The sequence below is a fragment of the Paenibacillus beijingensis genome, from assembly GCF_000961095.1.
Classification (GTDB): domain Bacteria; phylum Bacillota; class Bacilli; order Paenibacillales; family Paenibacillaceae; genus Paenibacillus_O; species Paenibacillus_O beijingensis.
Genome location: NZ_CP011058.1, coordinates 2,673,196 through 2,689,675 on the forward strand (window position 1 = coordinate 2,673,196; position 16,480 = coordinate 2,689,675).

At 54.7% G+C, this 16,480-nt stretch carries 13 protein-coding genes and 1 pseudogene; 7 read left to right on the top strand and 7 right to left on the bottom strand.

Annotated features, from left to right (window positions below):
- Window positions 1-1,323 (top strand): cytosine permease, encoded by a 1,323-nt coding sequence (locus tag VN24_RS12150; RefSeq protein WP_045670625.1) that lies wholly within the window; start codon window positions 1-3, stop codon window positions 1,321-1,323.
- 62 nt (window positions 1,324-1,385) lie between these two features.
- Here VN24_RS12150 and VN24_RS12155 read toward each other — a convergent pair whose 3' ends face one another.
- On the bottom strand, window positions 1,386-2,423 hold the full coding sequence (locus tag VN24_RS12155) for a CobW family GTP-binding protein (RefSeq protein WP_238590893.1): 1,038 nt from the start codon (window positions 2,421-2,423) through the stop codon (window positions 1,386-1,388).
- A gap of 127 nt (window positions 2,424-2,550) precedes the next feature.
- Between VN24_RS12155 and VN24_RS12160 the strand changes: the two genes are divergently transcribed.
- From VN24_RS12160 to VN24_RS12170, 3 genes are all read left to right on the top strand, one after another.
- Window positions 2,551-3,006: an Lrp/AsnC family transcriptional regulator gene (locus VN24_RS12160; protein WP_045670626.1), complete on the top strand. Its 456-nt coding sequence runs from the start codon at window positions 2,551-2,553 to the stop codon at window positions 3,004-3,006.
- Window positions 3,007-3,467: 461 nt separating this feature from the next.
- Window positions 3,468-4,439 (top strand): DUF4097 family beta strand repeat-containing protein, encoded by a 972-nt coding sequence (locus VN24_RS12165; RefSeq protein ID WP_045670627.1) that lies wholly within the window; start codon window positions 3,468-3,470, stop codon window positions 4,437-4,439.
- Window positions 4,440-5,070: 631 nt separating this feature from the next.
- Window positions 5,071-6,000 (top strand): aldo/keto reductase, encoded by a 930-nt coding sequence (locus tag VN24_RS12170; RefSeq protein WP_238590894.1) that lies wholly within the window; start codon window positions 5,071-5,073, stop codon window positions 5,998-6,000.
- 287 nt (window positions 6,001-6,287) lie between these two features.
- Here the strand turns inward: VN24_RS12170 and VN24_RS12175 are convergent.
- Window positions 6,288-7,158 (bottom strand): annotated as a pseudogene (locus VN24_RS12175) (arylamine N-acetyltransferase family protein).
- Window positions 7,159-7,465: 307 nt separating this feature from the next.
- On the opposite strand from VN24_RS12175, the gene VN24_RS12180 reads away from it, so the two are divergent.
- The 3 genes from VN24_RS12180 (at window position 7,466) to VN24_RS12190 (ending at window position 10,346) form a co-directional block, all read left to right on the top strand.
- Window positions 7,466-8,932 (top strand): catalase, encoded by a 1,467-nt coding sequence (locus tag VN24_RS12180; RefSeq protein ID WP_045670628.1) that lies wholly within the window; start codon window positions 7,466-7,468, stop codon window positions 8,930-8,932.
- A gap of 48 nt (window positions 8,933-8,980) precedes the next feature.
- Entirely contained in the window at window positions 8,981-9,412 is a 432-nt protein-coding gene (locus VN24_RS12185; protein ID WP_045670629.1) for a Fur family transcriptional regulator, read from the top strand.
- Window positions 9,413-9,674: 262 nt separating this feature from the next.
- On the top strand, window positions 9,675-10,346 hold the full coding sequence (locus VN24_RS12190; protein ID WP_045673232.1) for a TVP38/TMEM64 family protein: 672 nt from the start codon (window positions 9,675-9,677) through the stop codon (window positions 10,344-10,346).
- 125 nt (window positions 10,347-10,471) lie between these two features.
- Here VN24_RS12190 and eat read toward each other — a convergent pair whose 3' ends face one another.
- The 5 genes from eat to VN24_RS12215 form a co-directional block, all read right to left on the bottom strand.
- Complete coding sequence (gene eat, locus VN24_RS12195) at window positions 10,472-11,845, bottom strand: ethanolamine permease (RefSeq protein ID WP_045670630.1); 1,374 nt, start codon at window positions 11,843-11,845, stop codon at window positions 10,472-10,474.
- Between the two features lie 74 nt (window positions 11,846-11,919).
- Window positions 11,920-12,642, bottom strand: a complete 723-nt coding sequence (eutC, locus tag VN24_RS12200) for an ethanolamine ammonia-lyase subunit EutC (RefSeq protein WP_045670631.1) — start codon at window positions 12,640-12,642, stop codon at window positions 11,920-11,922.
- Window positions 12,643-12,688: 46 nt separating this feature from the next.
- The gene (locus tag VN24_RS12205; RefSeq protein WP_045670632.1) at window positions 12,689-14,053 is read right to left on the bottom strand and encodes an ethanolamine ammonia-lyase subunit EutB; all 1,365 of its coding nucleotides are present in this window, start codon (window positions 14,051-14,053) and stop codon (window positions 12,689-12,691) included.
- A complete protein-coding gene (locus tag VN24_RS12210) occupies window positions 14,050-15,762 on the bottom strand; it encodes an ethanolamine ammonia-lyase reactivating factor EutA (RefSeq protein WP_045670633.1) in 1,713 nt (570 codons plus the stop codon). The genes VN24_RS12205 and VN24_RS12210 overlap by 4 nt, the downstream gene beginning before the upstream one ends.
- Window positions 15,763-15,883: 121 nt before the next feature.
- Window positions 15,884-16,477: an ANTAR domain-containing response regulator gene (locus tag VN24_RS12215; RefSeq protein WP_045670634.1), complete on the bottom strand. Its 594-nt coding sequence runs from the start codon at window positions 16,475-16,477 to the stop codon at window positions 15,884-15,886.
- Window positions 16,478-16,480 lie beyond the last annotated feature (3 nt).

Here is a 16,480-nt window from a genome sequence, read left to right on the forward strand (position 1 = left end):
ATGGCGGGTAATGGAAAATTTGCTGATGATTTCTCTTTAACGAGAGTTCCGCAAGAAGCGCGTTTGCCCATGTGGGAAATTCTGCTGGTGCGCATTGGCGCACAGACCGCTTTGTCTCAATTGATGCTCGGTGCTGCGCTTGGTTACGGGATGACTTTTTGGCAGGCCGTGGCAGCGACGATATTAGGAGGCGTGCTGTTAACCGTCATTAGTCTGTTTCTCGGGATCGCGGGGGCCAAGGAGGGGCTCTCTACAAGTCTCCTTGCCCGGTGGGGCGGTTTTGGTACCTATGGATCGTCCATCATTAGCGCAGTCATCGCGATCGGACTGATTGGCTGGTTCGGCATCCAAAACGGGGTGTTCGCCAAAGCGTTGAATCAATCCGTAAACGGTGCATTAGGCTTGCCATTATCCGCTGTCATTACCGGGTTATTCGTTACGTTAATTGTCGTTTTCGGTTTTAAATGGTTAAGTTGGACGGCCAGAATTGCTGTTCCAGGCTTCCTGCTTGTCGTTTCATACGGATTTTACCATGTATTGCGGGAGAATTCGTTAACGGACCTGTTATCCTCTCCGGCGCCGGGGCCCGCCATTGCGTTGGGAACGGCGACAACGATGGTAGCCGGCAGCTTTATGGTAGGGTCGATCATCACCCCGGATATGGGCCGATATTGCCGAAGCAACAAAGATATGTTCTGGATTATCGTAATCGGTACTTTTATTGGCGAATTAGGCGTTAATATCATTGGCATCCTATTGGCTCATGCGGCCAGAAGCTCCGATGTCCTGGATATTATGCTGAAAACGACCGGCTGGCTGGGAGCTGCCATTGGCGTGCTCGCAACGGTGAAAATTAATGATTTTAACCTTTACTCCTCTTCGTTAAGCATCACCAACGTCATTGATACCTTATTTAAAAAGAAGGTTAACCGGGGACTTGTCACGCTCATTATCGGATTAATCGGCACCGTTCTTTCCGCGATTGGTATTTTAGGAAAGTTTCAAGGTTTTCTTGTGTTTTTGGGTGTGTGGATTCCCCCGGTCGCCGGAATTATTTTGGTCGACTATTTCATTCTTAAAACAAGCAGAAATCTCCTCGATGCCACTCGGCCGGAAGGGAAGCTTCCAGCTTCTGCAGCGCGGATAAATCCGATTGCATTAGTTGCATGGATCGTCGGTTTTTTGGTTGGTTATTTTGTGCAGTTCGGCATTCCTTCCATCACTTCGCTGCTTGTGAGCAGTGCCGTTTATTATGTCGGGATGCTTTTATTGAAAAGGCGGCATGTCGTGATCGTTACGGAAGCAAACCATGGGATCAAGTGAGGGCGAGGAAGTAATGCGAGAAAAGGCTACGATGATAATCTCATCGCAGCCTTTTTTTTCGTTTATCCTGAATGGACGATACAGCTTGTAAACTGCTCCTGAAGCCATTTCTTATCCAGATTTTTGCCGATAATAACGAGCTCGGTGCGAATAGACTCTTCCGGTTTCCATTCCCGATCCGCTATCGACTGAAAAAAAGAATGGACCCCTTGGATGACGACTCTTTTCGGCTCATTGTTAATATTCAGGATGCCTTTATAGCGAAACGTATCCTCTCCATGGACGGAAAGCCAGGCAGCAAGACATTGTTCAAGCTTCCGCTTATCCAAAGGGCGTTGTTCCTTAAAAACAAACGATCGAATATGCGGCTCATGTTCATGGTCCGATGCAACGGCTGTCTCTTTCATCGTCGTATTTTTATTCAACTGGAATGCGTTCAAGTTCAAAATGTTATCAACGGCAATGATCGATTGCCTTGTATGGAATATCAAGGCCATGGGGTTGATACGCTTCAGGCGATTCTCGAGATGCGGAATCATTTCCGCTTCGATAAGATCGGTTTTATTGAGCAAAATCACGTCTGCATAAGCAATCTGCTTGTGCACTTCAACTGTTTTATCCAAATGAAGACCGACATGGAACGCATCGACAAGTGTAACGACCCCATCGAGCCGATAATGTACGGCCACTTTTTCGTTTGTCATAAACGTTTGAACGATAGGGGCAGGATCGGCTAGCCCGGAAGATTCCAGAAGGATGTAATCGAAGTCAAGCTTGCCCCCGTTGCCGTCGTTTTTCGAGCGGTATAATTCAGCAAGGACGTCTATTAAATCTTCGCGTACGATATCGCCGTTGTTTGAATGACTTCTAAGCGTGCAGCAGATGCAGCCGTTGTTCATTTCCACGACTTTTTCCGCAGATTGGACAATCAGCCGAGTATCAATTCCGACCTCACCGAATTCGTTAACGATAACGGCTATTTTTTTTCCGTGGTCAGCAGTTAGAATATGGTTCAGCAAGGTGGTTTTACCCGCGCCCAAAAATCCGGTAAGGATGGTAACGGGGATTCGATTATCAATTCGGGCTCGTACGGTCATCATGCGCACACTCCTTCTTTATTTTACGATGTAGCATTATTTGAATAATTGGGGTAAAATTGTTTAAGCAACGGCCTATTTATTAAACAATCGATAGAAATATGATTTACAATGGAAAGGGACATGAGCCATGGAATTCGAAAAACTCGATTCAATCGATAGAACCATTTTGGAACATCTGACCGAGAATGGCCGGATCAGTTATGCAGAGCTGGGGCGAATTGTCGATTTGACCAGAGCGGCAGTCCGTGACCGGATCAATTCACTCGTGGAACAGGGCATCATCGATAAATTTACGATTATTGTCAATCCGCGGAAAGCCGGCAAAACGCTTTCGCTTTTTTTCGATATCGAGGTGGAATGGAACAAATTGTTGTCCGTTGCGGATAAGGTAACTCAAATCGAAAATATAACCAATGTCTATCAAATGAGCGGCAAACCGAGCTTGCACGTGCACGCGTTAGTCGATGACCAGGAACAAATTGAAGCGTTATTAAGAGATTTGAGAGTTATTGACGGAATCACCTCCATAAAATCGGATATTTTGCTGACGCGGTTTAAAGAAAGAGGTTCATTTCTCGTTTGAAATATCGCGGCATTTCCTGGTTGCAAGAGCCCTTATAGGCTCTTTTTTTGTTTGTAATGATAATTACAATGTATCATATTTTTTATTACATTGTAAAGTATTTAATATTAATATAATTACAATGTATATAATATCGAGTAAATTATGATTTTTTATTTACAATGTATATCTAATGTTGCGTCTGAACCAAACAACGAAAAAGACGGAGGGGCAATGCAGCGGCTTCGATGCGCGTACGGTTGACGTTGTCGTGAAGGGAGAGCAGAAGCTATGCATCTTTGAATGGCCCGGGTAGACATTTCCTCATGCGGCGGAACGATGGATGCGTTCCGACCTCGGTCGGGGAAAATATACGGCGCAGGTCCAACGCAGGGTGCACGATGAGATGTTATACTCTTACTAAATTAACGATCCAGAGGAAAAAAGAGGAAGATAAGGGTCATCAAATTCGGGAGGTCATGATGAACAAACGTGCGGGTATCTTGCTGATTGCGGTAGGGGTCATCCTGCTGGTGCTAACTTTTACGAGCAAAGGAGGATATGCAAATTCGTGGTTCAGCTTCGGTACGGAAGCGATTGATTTGGAACAAACGGTGGAACCGGCAGGCATCGCCAAGCTGAACGTCAGCACCAACAGCACAGATGTCGAGCTCGTACGCGGCAGCGGCAGCGCCGATCAGATTCAAGTTCGGCTGGAAGGGAAAGTGCGCTCTGGCGCCGCCGATCAGACGAAACTCGTCGTGGAACCGAAAGGCGAGACGTTATCGGTCGGGGTGGAAAGACCGCGCGGGTATAATTGGGGCTTCTATGTTCCGGAGGTAACGCTCGTCGTTGAGCTGCCGGAAAAGCAGTGGGATACGGTCAAGATTTATACGGGCAGCGGCGATCTTACGGCCGATGAGCTGAGCGGCAACTCGGTAACCGCAGAGGTACGGAGCGGCGATATCGATTTAACGAATATCAAAGCCGCCGATCTTAACGTTTCGGCGAGCAGCGGCGATGTAACGGTCACCGGGCTGACGGCCGACGAAGCGAGTCTCGAAGCCAAATCCGGCGACATTACCGCGCAGCGGTATTCCGCCGGCAGGCTTGCCGTTCATGCGAGCAGCGGCGACATTAAACTGAAGGATGGAGAAGCGGCTCTAGTTGGAGAAACGAGTTCCGGCGATATTGACATCGACGCGGCCGGGTTGCTGCACAATACCGATCTGAACGCACGCAGCGGCGATGTAACGGTGAAGCTGTCCAGCCCGCCGCAGTCGTTGGCGGTCGATTTCGAGAGCAGCTCGGGGGAAGGCCGGATTCAATGGGACGGCATGAAGTACGAAGAAAAGAACGACGAGGAGAACCGGATCAAAGGCTCGTTCGGCGCGGGTGACGTCAAGCTTACCGTCCGCATCAACTCCGGCGATTTTGATTTGCAAGAAGGCTAAGTGATCATAAGCTGGTCCGTGATTCGTGGTTAGACCTGAATCACGGTTTTTTTCATTGTTATGCGAATCTAAGTGGATCTAGCGCATGGCTGGCAGCGATGGGGCCGGAGGTTCAGCCGTCGCACCTCATGCGGGGAACTTCGCCACGCGACGTTCGAGAGCTAACGGCTTGCACGGCCGTTATTATGCTCAAAATGCCCTTTGCAAAATGTAGCGGTTGTGAGAGACCTTATTTGATGGTTTTCGGCCAAATAGGACTATTATTGCAACCAATAGCTGCGCTCATCTCCGTTAGAACATCAAAACGGTCATTTTCATCAAATTAGCAGCTGTGGCAGCCGTTAGGAAATAACCCGGCATCCATCGACTCCCTATCCGGAACGAATCGAACCGGGCAGAGTCGAACGGAGTCTAAACGTGTGGCATCTCGCTGATTTCCGCTTTACGTCGAAATAAATGGGGAGGATGTGAGCTTGGAGAAGCAGGAGACATGGAAACAGCGTGGTGTTGTGAAGCGAGAATTAAAAGATCACGTTCATTTGCTTGTTGATAAGGAAATTTGATCGGCGGATATGCGGCTTTTCCGTTTTTCGTTGGCAAGTTGTGGGTACATGGGAAGGGTGACGACCAAATGAAATTCATGCCGGAGGAGATGAAAAGTATGGAGGGTGCTGCTCGCGAACAAACGGAACAAATTGCAAGCCGTCTGTCGAAACGTAAGGTCCGGCTGCCGGACGGAACGTCTTTGCCTTGTATCGGGCAAGGAACTTGGCAGATGGGGGATGATCCGTCCGCGCGTAAAGAGGAAATCAGGGCACTGAGATTCGGTGTGGAACTTGGCATGAAGGTCATTGACACCGCCGAGATGTACGGGGACGGAAGAGCGGAAACGCTGGTCGGAGAAGCGATTCGGGGCGTAAGAGACGAGGTGTTTCTCGTATCGAAGGTGCTTCCCCACAATGCGGGGGGCAGCCGCCTCGCCCGCAGCTGCGAGCAAAGCTTGAAGCGGCTCGGCACCGATGTCGTTGATCTCTATCTGCTGCATTGGCGCGGCAGCGTGCCTCTGAGCGATACGGTAGAGGGGATGGAGAAATTGGTGCAGGCGGGCAAAATTCGCCGCTGGGGTGTATCGAACCTGGATACCGACGATATGGAGGAGCTGTTCAAGCTGGCCAAAGGAACCCACTGCGCCACCAACCAGGTACTGTACCATCTCGGCTCACGCGGCATCGAATTCGATCTGCTGCCCTGGATGCGGGAGCGCAGCATGCCGGTTATGGCCTACTGCCCACTGGCACAGGCCGGTTCACTGCGCCGCGGAATGACCGATCATCCGGTCGTGAAGGAAATTGCCGCGGACCATAACGCCTCTGCGCTGCAGCTGCTGCTGGCATGGTGCGTCCGCGGCGGGAATGTGCTCGCCATCCCGAAAGCGTCGACAACAGATCATGTGCTGGACAACGCCAAGGCGGGCATGATCGAGCTGTCGCCGGAGGAGCTGGCGCGATTGAATGACATTTTTCCGGCACCGACGGAGCAGGTGCCACTGGACATCGTGTAGCGGTTGTTGAGACGAGTTACCAGACCTAGTTCAGCCGGATTTTATGGCTCCCCGACGAAGAAGGAGACGAAGGACGGCTGATGCACGATGACCGCCGTTCTGACGCTCGGCGTCTCAAGGAAAGAAGGATCGGCGGAAAGCGCAGCGGCAGATCGTATCCCGTATAAACGCAGCCGAAGCGGCTTAGCGCTTCAGCGGATAAGACCGTTTTCCGCACGGAGATTGGGCCGGAAGGGAAACGGTCTTTGTGTTGTGGGCAGGTCCGAGTACTGGTTTTTTCATCATCTTCAACGGCCCTGCAAAGCCTTCGTTTTTTTCCATTCTTCATGCAATTGCCAAACACGCTTCCATAACAGCTCCCGCTCCAGTATGCTATAATTCAGCAGCTTCTCATGGAACACGTCTCCTAATACTTCTAGCCACTGTGACTTGGTGTATAATTCGATTTTCTTTACACCGTCATGGTCCCGTTGACTCCAAATACAGCCTCTTAGCTCGTTGCTTCCCGCAGCGTGCCTGTGGCGAACGAGAAACAGATTGATCCAAGGTGATTCCGAAGACAAACTGTAAAATGAATGATTCGGTTTAAACACTTCCAGGTCATGTACTGGCTCGAAGTCATAATCCGCACCAGCGGAAGATCCTAACGGATCATGCTCAAGCCTCCAGCCCTTTGGTTCAACCTCGGACGGAGCAACCTTATACAGGAAAGGTCCTTGCCGATAAGAGCCAATTACAAGCGGAAGCGGCTCATACGGCATATCCCCAATACCCACGTCAACAATCAATCGTTCCTCTTCCTGCTGTTCATTCGTCAATGTGACGGACAACCCGAGATGAAAAGAGTTAATTCGCGGCTCTTGACCAAGCGGCTGGACGCCGGCTCTGTGCCAAGAAACCTGATAGCCAAGCGATCGAAGAAGCTCTCCGAAAGCCGTTCAGGTGAAAACAATATCCGCTTCTCCCGTTAATCATAAGCTGAATGGAGGAGTGCAGATCAATAGGTGCCGGATTGCCCGCCACGATATCGACCGTTTGCCACGGAATGAATTCGACATGCGCTTTATGCAGTTCGAAAAGAAAGGATAGAGTAGGCGGTTGTATATCCGTGAATCCAAGACGATTTAAATAGCCTTTCATTTCGGCGTTTGTCATCATATGAAAGTACCTCCTTTGTTATTTAGTGTCTGCAATTATGGCCCTCGCACTTAAGTTAGCTAATATCTATTTGTTGTTTATAGATTATCGCGGAATGATTTTGTCAGCCATAGAAATATTTCGAACTGTACCGATACAAACGGCCCTGTCGCAGATGCTGCGAACAGAGGGGCAGGCACAATGCTGCCGGATCACTTGCCGTTCAAAACGATTGACAGTCCATGTGAGATGCATATATAATGTCTATAAGATAATAATTATTATAAACAAGTACTAATTTTAAAATTTACTCCAAGAGGTGACCCGGATGACTGAACGCCATTATTTGACGACAAACCAAGGTGCCCCCGTAGGCGATAACCAAAATTCCCGCACGGCCGGACAACGTGGTCCGACGCTGCTTGAAGACTATCATCTGCTTGAGAAAATCGCTCATTTCGACCGGGAGCGCATCCCGGAACGCGTCGTCCATGCGCGCGGCGCAGGCGCATACGGCACATTTGTTACCGAGCATTCGATGAAGCGTTATACGAAAGCAGACTTTTTGCAGGATGCAGGTACGCAAACGCCGGTATTCGTCCGTTTCTCCACCGTTATTCATGGTCAAGGCTCGCCGGAAACGGCGCGCGATCCGCGCGGGTTTGCGGTTAAATTTTATACGCAGGAAGGCAACTATGACTTGGTTGGCAACCATCTGCCGGTCTTCTTTATCCGCGATGCGATCAAATTTCCGGACATGGTGCATTCGCTCAAGCCGGCACCGGACACGAACGTGCAAACTCCAGACCGCTACTGGGATTTCATGTCGCTCTCGCCGGAGTCGACCCATATGATGACCTGGGTATTTTCCGATTACGGCACGCCGGCCAATTACCGTGAAATGAACGGATTCGGCGTTCACGCCTTCAAGTGGATCAACGGGTCGGGCAATTACGTTTATGTAAAATACCACTGGAAGCCGCAGCAGGGCGTGCGGAACTTGTCCCGCGCGGAAGCGGCAGTCGTTCAGGGACAGGATTTCAGCCATGCGACCCGCGATCTGCACGAGCATATCGACGCCGGCAATTTCCCGAAATGGGATCTGTACGTGCAGCTGCTGCAGCCGGAGGATGCGGATTCGTTCGACTTCGATCCGCTCGATCCGACGAAGGTGTGGCCGGAAGATTTGCTTCCGCTGCATAAGGTCGGCAGGCTGGAGCTGAACCGCAATCCGGACAACTTCTTTGCGGAAGTAGAGCAGTCGGCTTTCTCGCCGAGCGTGCTCGTGCCGGGGATCGAGCCTTCCGAGGACAAGCTGCTGCAGGGACGTCTCTTCTCTTATCCCGATACGCAGCGGTACAGACTCGGGGCCAACTACCTGCAAATTCCGGTCAACTGTCCATACGCGACGGTGCGGAACCATCAGCGCGACGGCGCGATGCAGGTGAAGCAGCAGCCGTCTCCGGTCAACTATGAGCCGACCCGTCATGAGCAGTCTCCGCAAGAGGCGGAGCAGTACCGGGACAGCAAGATGCCGCTCGCCGGCACCGCCGGACGCCAAAAGATCGACAAAACGAACGATTTCGCGCAGGCGGGAGAAACATTCCGCAGCTTCAGCAAGGAAGAGCAGGATAACCTGATCGGCAATCTGGTCGCGGATCTGGGCGGCGTGCACGAGCGGACGAAGCTGATAGCCATCTGTAATTTTTACCGGGCGGACCGTGAATTCGGCGAGCGCCTGGCAGCAGGATTAAACGTCGATATTTCAGCTTACGTTCAGCACGTTAAAGGTTAATAACGTATATGAAGGTTAAGGCTGGACAGGAAGGTTGGAGATGATGCAATGGAGCATCGCGATCTGGACACAGCAATGAAGAAGCTGGAAGAGCAGCATATCCGGCTGACGCCGCAGCGGTATGCGGTGATTGAATATTTGTACGCCAGCCACAGTCATCCGACGGCGGAGGACATTTATCAGTCGCTCGCCCTGAAGTACCCCAGCTTGAGCGTCGCAACGGTATACAACAACCTGAAAGTGTTCAAAAAGCTGGGGCTTGTAAAGGAATTGACGATGGGAGATTCCTCCCGCCGCTATGAAGCCGTCACGACGGAGCATTATCACGTCATATGCAACGAATGCGGCAAAGTGGTCGATGTCGACCTGCTGGAGCCGCTTGCTTTCAAGGCGCAGATCGAACGCGAAACCGGTTTTGTGATCGATATCCACAATGTGGACATGCACGGCACATGCCCGCAATGTTTAAAAATAAATTGAATCGTGAAAAGGGATCTCATTTCGCGATGTATGATGCGGCTGCGCCAAGGCGCGCCCGCTGCCTGAACCCGGCTTAAAACGGCCGGCCGTTATCTTGCCGAACCCGATTGAACCAAAGAGCCCTCCGGTAATGGAAACCGGGGGGCTCTTTGGCGGACCCCCTTGCAGGCGTCAACGTTCTGCCATTTTTCGATAGAAGAGTCGACAGACTGTATGTGATATGATAGAGAAATACGATTCTAGGTGGAATTAGGTGTACGTAATGGAACTGACGGACCTCTCGTCCTATTTTACCGAACAAAATATTCGCGAACTGCTGGAGCGATACCGCTCCTTCGGCCCGCTGCCGGGCATCGCGCTCACCTTTCTGAAGTCGTTCGTCCCGCCGCTGCCAACGCTGCTCATCGTGGGCATCAATGCGGCCGTATACGGCCTGTGGCCCGGTTTCTTATACTCGTGGCTCGGCATTGTGGGCGGCAGTATGACGACCTTTCTCATCGTCCGGGCAATGGCCGCTCATCCGTTCCTGGAACGTTGGGCACGCAGGCCCAAAGTGGCAAAACGATTGAAATGGATGCGCCGCAACGCGTTCGGTTATGTGTTTTTGCTCAGTCTGTTTCCGGTCGGACCGTTTGTCGTGGTCAATATGGCGGCGGCAATCGCGCGGATGCGCATCCGCTCGTTTCTGATCGCCGCCGGAGCCGGCAAAGGCGTTATGGTATTTTCCGTCTCGTATCTCGGTCATGATGTCGGGAGATTGCTGAAGGATCCTCTGCAGATTGTGTACGTGGTGTTGTTCGTGGCCGCTTCTCTGCTCGTCAGCAAGCGGATCGAAGCTTATTTTGCGGGCAAGGAATCGGCCGGGAAAGAGACGGGAGGCAAGGAAGCGGCGCGCAGGGCCGACGTTACAGCCGGGAACAGCCGCGACGCTTAAGCTTGAGGCGCCCACGCCGATGAAGGTGACGGCAGCCGTTTCGGCTTCGGTTTAAAAAAAGAGTCTTTCTCCCGAAAAAATGGAGAAGGACTCTTTTTTAATTTATAGAAGCGAGAGATGCGATTTTATTCGGTTTGTGCGCCGGCTGCGAGATTTGGTTCAGCCGTGCGCTGCGTCGATACCGCTTTGCGCCCTTTTACGAGGAAATAGACAATTCCAATCGCATAGATGGCAACGACGATCGTCCAAAGCGGCATCGCGGTGCCGAACAGCGGCAGGTCGGTCGTAATGAGGCTGTAGCGGATGACGCAGTAGAGGAACAGCAGTCCCAGTACAAGCGCAATCGCGGGCACGATCGGAAACGACACTCTGAACGGGCGCTCCAGTGACGGCTCCTTGCTGCGCAAAATGAAAAGCGAGATCATGCTGAGCACATACATCAGCACGGCGCCGAACACGGAGAGCAGAATGAGGGCATTGGCGAACGATGCCGACCCCGCGCAAATGACGCCGATGGCTCCCGGCAAAATCAGTCCCCATACGGGAATGCCCTGCTTGTTCAGACGGGACAGAAATTTAGGAAAATAACCGGCACGCGACAGGGCGTACGTTTGCCGGGAATACCCGATAATGATGCCGTGCAGGCTGGCAATGAGGCCGAACAGCCCGATAATCGTAACCGCGATCGTCACCCAGCTGCCTTCGCCGTATACGCTGCTGAGCGCCTGCGGCAGCGGATAGTCGGCCGGCTTGCCGTTGCCGCCTCCAAGTCCGGCCGTCACAAGCAGCGTCAGAACGGTAGCGGCTGCAAGCGTCAGAATGCCGGTAATGAAGCCGATCGGAATGTCGCGCTTCGGATTTCGCACTTCCTCGGCGGCCATCGCGCCGCCTTCGATCGCAAGGAAGAACCAGATGGCAAACGGAATGGCGGCAAGCACGCCGGAGGCGCCGCCGGTAAACGCGTTTTCGTTGAACAGGTTGTCCATTGTCACGTGCGGCAGACCGGCGCCGTAAAACAAGGCGAGTCCGGCCAAGGCGGCGACGGTGGCGATCAGCTCGATCAGCGCAGCTCCTTTCATGCCGACCATATTAACGAGAATGAACAGGATAAATACACCGGTCGTCACATAAACTGTATTTGCGGCCGGGATGAGAAAGTGGACGTAAGCGCCGGTGGACACCGCGATGGCCGGAGGCGCGAACACGAATTCCATCAGACAGGCGATGCCGGTCATAAAGCCGCCGAAAGGGCCCATCGCCCTTGCCGCATATTCGGACGGCCCTCCGGCGTGCGGAATCGACGTCGACAGCTCCGCATAGCTGAAGATGAAGCAGGCAAAAAATACGGTGACAAGCAGCGAAGCGATCGCCATTCCGATAATGCCGCCCTCGGAAAACCCATAGTTCCACCCGAAATATTGTCCCGAAATAACCATACCGACGGCGATGGCCCACAGATGCACCGGCTTAAGCGTTTTGTGCAAACCTTGGTTCTCCATACGTTACCACTCCTTTAATTGTTTAATTGGGAAACTGTAAACGGTGTAAATCTTCTATGAGGTAAAAGCTTTCTCTACACGATAAGCTTCACGCCGCTCACCTGCTGCTCGATCATTTTGCGCAGCAGCGTGCCGATGTGCGCGCCGGCCTCGACCGGCGGAGTGCCGCCCCGGTGGATGTTGGAGATGACCATCCGGTCGGAATCTTTGCGGCCCGGCTGCGGGCGGAAGCACATATAAGCGCTCATGGACGAGGCCGTGACGAGACCGGGGCGTTCGCCGATCAGCAGTACGAGCGTTTCCGGCTGCAGCAGCCGGCCGATGTCGTCCATGCAGCCGACGCGCCCGCCGGTGACGAAAAACGGCGTTCCGGCCGCCAGCCCGTTCGCTTCAAGCGAATCGGTCAAAGCGGGCAAAATGTCATCCAGATTGTCTTCTACTGCTTTGGCGCTGAGACCGTCGGAGACGACGATCTGCACCTGCGGTTTCATGACGCAGCCGAGCACAATCGCCTCTTCCGCCTCGGGTGTCAGCACTCGGCCGCTATCGGGCCGTTTCAGATAGTGATCCTTGTCCCGGTATTGCGTTTCGACGGCGAACAGACCGAACTTTTCAAGAAAAGCGGCTGGAACCGTTCCGTATACCGCATCGACCGCCTCGGCGTGGTCAAGCCGCAGCTTCAGCATTTCATGCGTCAGCGGCCGGGTTCCCGTCCTTCCGACGTTCAGCCGCGCCGGCGTCTGTTTCATCAGGTTCGCGAACAGCGCCGAGGCCGCTTCCAGATCGTTGTTTCGCATTTTTAGTCCTCCTTAAGTTTTGCGAAGCAAAAACACTTCGAAAGCATTAAAAGACAAATTTGCTGCCGTCGCCCGCTAGGCGCGTCAACCTTCCTCCAGAGAGGATGCCGTTCTTCTCCAGCCAGCCTTCGAACGCCGGAGCGGGACGCTTCTGCATCGCTTCGCGAATGGTGGCGATATCGTGATAGCTCATCGACTGGTAGTTCAGCATGCAGTCGTCAGCCATCGGTACGCCGATGACAAAATTGACGCCCGCCGACGCGAGTGCGACGCCAAGTAGCTCCATGTCGTTCTGGTCGGCTTTAATATGGTTCGTGTAGCAGATATCGACGCCCATCGGCAGACCGTGCATTTTTCCCATAAAATGATCCTCCAGGCCCGCGCGGATGACCTGCTTGCTGTCGTACAAATATTCCGGCCCGATAAATCCGACAACCGTGTTCACGATGAACGGCTTGAACCGTCTGGCCAGACCGTAGCAGCGCGCCTCCATCGTCAACTGGTCAATGCCGAAGTGGGCGTCCGACGACAGCTCCGAGCCTTGACCCGTTTCGAAATACCAGCGGTTCGGCCCGGCGCCCGTGCCGCGCTCGCGAATAAGGGCGTCCGCTTCATTCAGCAGAGCGAGGTCGATGCCGAAGCCGCGGTTGCCTTCCTCGGAGCCGGCAAGACTTTGGAACAGCAAATCCGAAGGCGCTCCCTCCGAGATGGCTCTCATCTGCGTCGTCACGTGGGCGAGCACGCAGTTTTGCGTCGGAATGGACCAGTGATCGATCGTTTCGGCGGTCGCATGCAGCAGCGCTTTGATCGTCTCCGTCGTGTCGCTGACGGGATTGATGCCGATTACGGCGTCGCCGATGCCGTAGCTGAGGCCCTCGAACAGCGAAGCCTTCATTCCGCCGACATGGTCGGTCGGGTGGTTCGGCTGCACCCGCGAAGCGAGCGTTCCGCGCTGTCCGATGGACGTCCGGCACGTCGTAATCACTTCGATTTTACCGGCGGCCTGGATCAGATCGAGATTGGACATCAGCTTGCACACGGCAGCGATCATCTCGCTCGTCATTCCTTGGCCGATGCGCAGCATCTCACTGCCGGAAGTTTCGGAAGCGAGCAAAAACTCGCGCAGCTCCGCGACCGTCCAGCCGCGGATGGAAGCAAACACTTCCTCGTCCACATCCTCTTCGATGACGCGCGACACCTCGTCCTCCTCCGGCGGCAGAAGGGGGTGATTGCGGATATCGCCGAGCGTAACGCCGGCGAGGACATACTTGGCGGCGATTCGCTCCGTCGTATCCGCCGCCGCAATTCCGGCCAGCTCGTCGCCGGACTTTTCTTCATTCGACTTCGCCATGACTTCCTTTAAATCCCTGAAGCTGTAGGGGGTTCCTCTTAGCAGCGTTTGCAGTTTCATTTGGGCTCACCTTCAATCGTTGGTTTGGTGAATACGAGCGTCTTGATGACAACCGGCACGATATCCTCCTTCAGGGGCTCCCCGACATCCAAATAATCGCCGCTTGCCGGCAGCAGCTGGTCGATGCATACGATGCGCCAGCGGTCGGCGGCCTTTTTGCGCAGCGCGTGGCCGAGCGATTTGCCCATGTCGCGTTCGCAGACGACAAGCAGAAGGCCGGCTTCAGGCGCTGCGGAGCGGTAGCTGTCCGCAATAACGGACGCCAGCCGCTGCGTGCGGCGGTAGGAGCAGTAGCCGTCCGCCCGAATCGCCAGCGCGAAGGGCGGGTCCGACGGCGCCGTGCCGTAAATGGCGAGCGCGGCGCTCATCGCGCGGCCGATTTCCGCACGCAGCAGTTTCTCGTCCGCGCTCTCGCCCTCCGCTTCATCCGGAAGCCGGCAGACGGCGGCGGGCGCGTTGCGGATCGGCAGCGCGCCATCTTCGCAGTACAGCGTCGCGCCGCTTACTTCCGTCGTCTGCGTGCCGGCGCCGATGACGGTCGCCCGCTCGGCCTGCTCAGCGGGCACGATCGGAACGCCGGATTGTGCCGACAGCTCCGTGAGCGCCGCCGCGAGCAGCGGGCCGATGTCGCCGTAGCGCGCCGTCTCGGTAACCGAGAGCGGGGGGGAAGCGCGCATCATGCCGCCGACGCCGCCGGAGATCCAGATCTCGTCCGGGACGGGAAGCCCCTTCGCCGTGCCGCTCACAAGCAGGGGAGCGACGGCCGGATCGCCGCCGCGTTCACCCATCACGATGGAGATGAGCGCATCCGCCATCGCGCGGCAAAGTTCCTGCAGCTGAGCGTAGCCGGCGCATTCGCCGGGCTCAAGAGCGGCGAATGCCGGATCCGGCCCGCCCGGAGGCGGCACCGTTTTTGGCGGCGCAGCCGCCGCCAAACCGGAATGCCCATGCGCGCTTCGCGCCGCTTCGGGGCGGCCCGCCGCGTTCGGTGCCGCAGCCGTTTGACTTGCTTCGCCCTGCACGTTCGGCGCCGTATCCGCCCGACCCGCTTCGCTCTGCGCGCTTTGAGCGGGTTCCGCGCCGCAAATTCCCGCTTCGCGCATCCGCTCCAGCCATCGGCTTAGCGGCTCGGCGACATACTCGACCGTTCCGCTTTCGCTCAGCCGGACGAGCCGGCCGCCGATATGCAGCGTCACGGTCGCGATCAAATCGCCGTCCAGGAAATAAGCGGCGTTCGCGGTGCCGCCGCCGATATCGACGTTGGCGATGATGCCGCGCTTGCGGAGCGAATGCGCCTGCGCGCCGGACCCTTTGCCGGCGAGCAGCGATTCCAGATCGGCTCCGGCGGTGGCGACCACGAACGGTCCGGCATGGCTCGCCACCAGGTGCACAAGCTGCTCCGCGTTCTTTTTCGTCGCCGTCTCGCCCGTAATAATAACCGCTCCGGACTGCACGTCGGCCGGCACAAGTCCTGCCCGTTCATATTCTTCCGCCAGCAGCCGGGAGAGTGCTTCGACATCGATTCCGGTCGGGCCGCTCAGCGGAGTCGTATAGATCGGGCTCATATACTGAATCTCGCGCTGAGTGATCTCGTAGCGCGGCAGCGAGAAGCCGCCCGAGATGAGGGAGAGCTTCAGCCGCGAAAGCACCCATTTGGTCGTGCTCGTTCCCAGATCGATGCCGACGCTCGTAATCCATTGTTCCTGCATATGGCTGTTTCACCCCTTTTCAGAAAGAAAAAAGACGCTTCGAATCCGCAAGGCATACCGCTCCCGTGAGAGGTCAGGCTGCTTGCGTCATCAAAGCGTCATTGCTTTGTCGTTCATGTATTCACTTGTCACCTTTGGCTTGTTCAAATTCGCGGATGATACGGTCCGCAATTTGCTTAAGGCCGGTCCTCTCGCGCATGCTAAGGCTGCGAAGCTCTCCGAAGGCGGTCTCTTCATCGAGACCATCCCGCTGCATCAGCAGTCCTTTCGCTTTGTCGATCACCCGGCGCTCTTCCATCTTCGTCTTCAGCTTGCGGACATCGTCCCGAAGCTCGCGCATTCTAAGCTGCTGGGAGAGGGCGATCTCAACCGCCGGAAGCAGCGTCGCTTCCGTGAACGGTTTGGCGACGAATCCCGCCGCGCCCGCCTGCCTTGCCTCCGCCGCGCATTCCTTGTAGCTGTAAGACGTCAGAAACACGATGGCGGGATCGTACCATTTGCCGATCTGGACCGCGGCCTTGATCCCGTCGATATCGGGCATGCGCACGTCCATCACGACCAGGTCGGGCTGCCGCTCGTAGCCGATCCGGATCGCTTCCTCTCCGTTACGGGCGTGGATAATGTCGGCATACCCGGCTTCCCGCAGCATTTCCTCCAGATCGAGCCGGACGATCGGCTCATCGTCGGCGATCATGACGACAACGTTTCGATTCATAGC

Bases quoted from the DNA above. Each gene is read 5' to 3' on its own strand.
- VN24_RS12210 (WP_045670633.1), bottom strand. From the start codon at position 15,762: ATGCAGGAACAATGGATTACGAGCGTCGGCATCGATCTGGGAACGAGC.
- VN24_RS12185 (WP_045670629.1), top strand. From the start codon at position 8,981: ATGGAGCATCGCGATCTGGACACAGCAATGAAGAAGCTGGAAGAGCAG.
- VN24_RS12170 (WP_238590894.1), top strand. From the start codon at position 5,071: ATGAAATTCATGCCGGAGGAGATGAAAAGTATGGAGGGTGCTGCTCGC.
- VN24_RS12150 (WP_045670625.1), top strand. From the start codon at position 1: ATGGCGGGTAATGGAAAATTTGCTGATGATTTCTCTTTAACGAGAGTT.
- VN24_RS12155 (WP_238590893.1), bottom strand. From the start codon at position 2,423: ATGATGACCGTACGAGCCCGAATTGATAATCGAATCCCCGTTACCATC.
- VN24_RS12205 (WP_045670632.1), bottom strand. From the start codon at position 14,053: ATGAAACTGCAAACGCTGCTAAGAGGAACCCCCTACAGCTTCAGGGAT.
- VN24_RS12215 (WP_045670634.1), bottom strand. From the start codon at position 16,477: ATGAATCGAAACGTTGTCGTCATGATCGCCGACGATGAGCCGATCGTC.
- VN24_RS12190 (WP_045673232.1), top strand. From the start codon at position 9,675: ATGGAACTGACGGACCTCTCGTCCTATTTTACCGAACAAAATATTCGC.
- eutC (WP_045670631.1), bottom strand. From the start codon at position 12,642: ATGCGAAACAACGATCTGGAAGCGGCCTCGGCGCTGTTCGCGAACCTG.
- eat (WP_045670630.1), bottom strand. From the start codon at position 11,845: ATGGAGAACCAAGGTTTGCACAAAACGCTTAAGCCGGTGCATCTGTGG.
- VN24_RS12160 (WP_045670626.1), top strand. From the start codon at position 2,551: ATGGAATTCGAAAAACTCGATTCAATCGATAGAACCATTTTGGAACAT.
- VN24_RS12165 (WP_045670627.1), top strand. From the start codon at position 3,468: ATGAACAAACGTGCGGGTATCTTGCTGATTGCGGTAGGGGTCATCCTG.
- VN24_RS12180 (WP_045670628.1), top strand. From the start codon at position 7,466: ATGACTGAACGCCATTATTTGACGACAAACCAAGGTGCCCCCGTAGGC.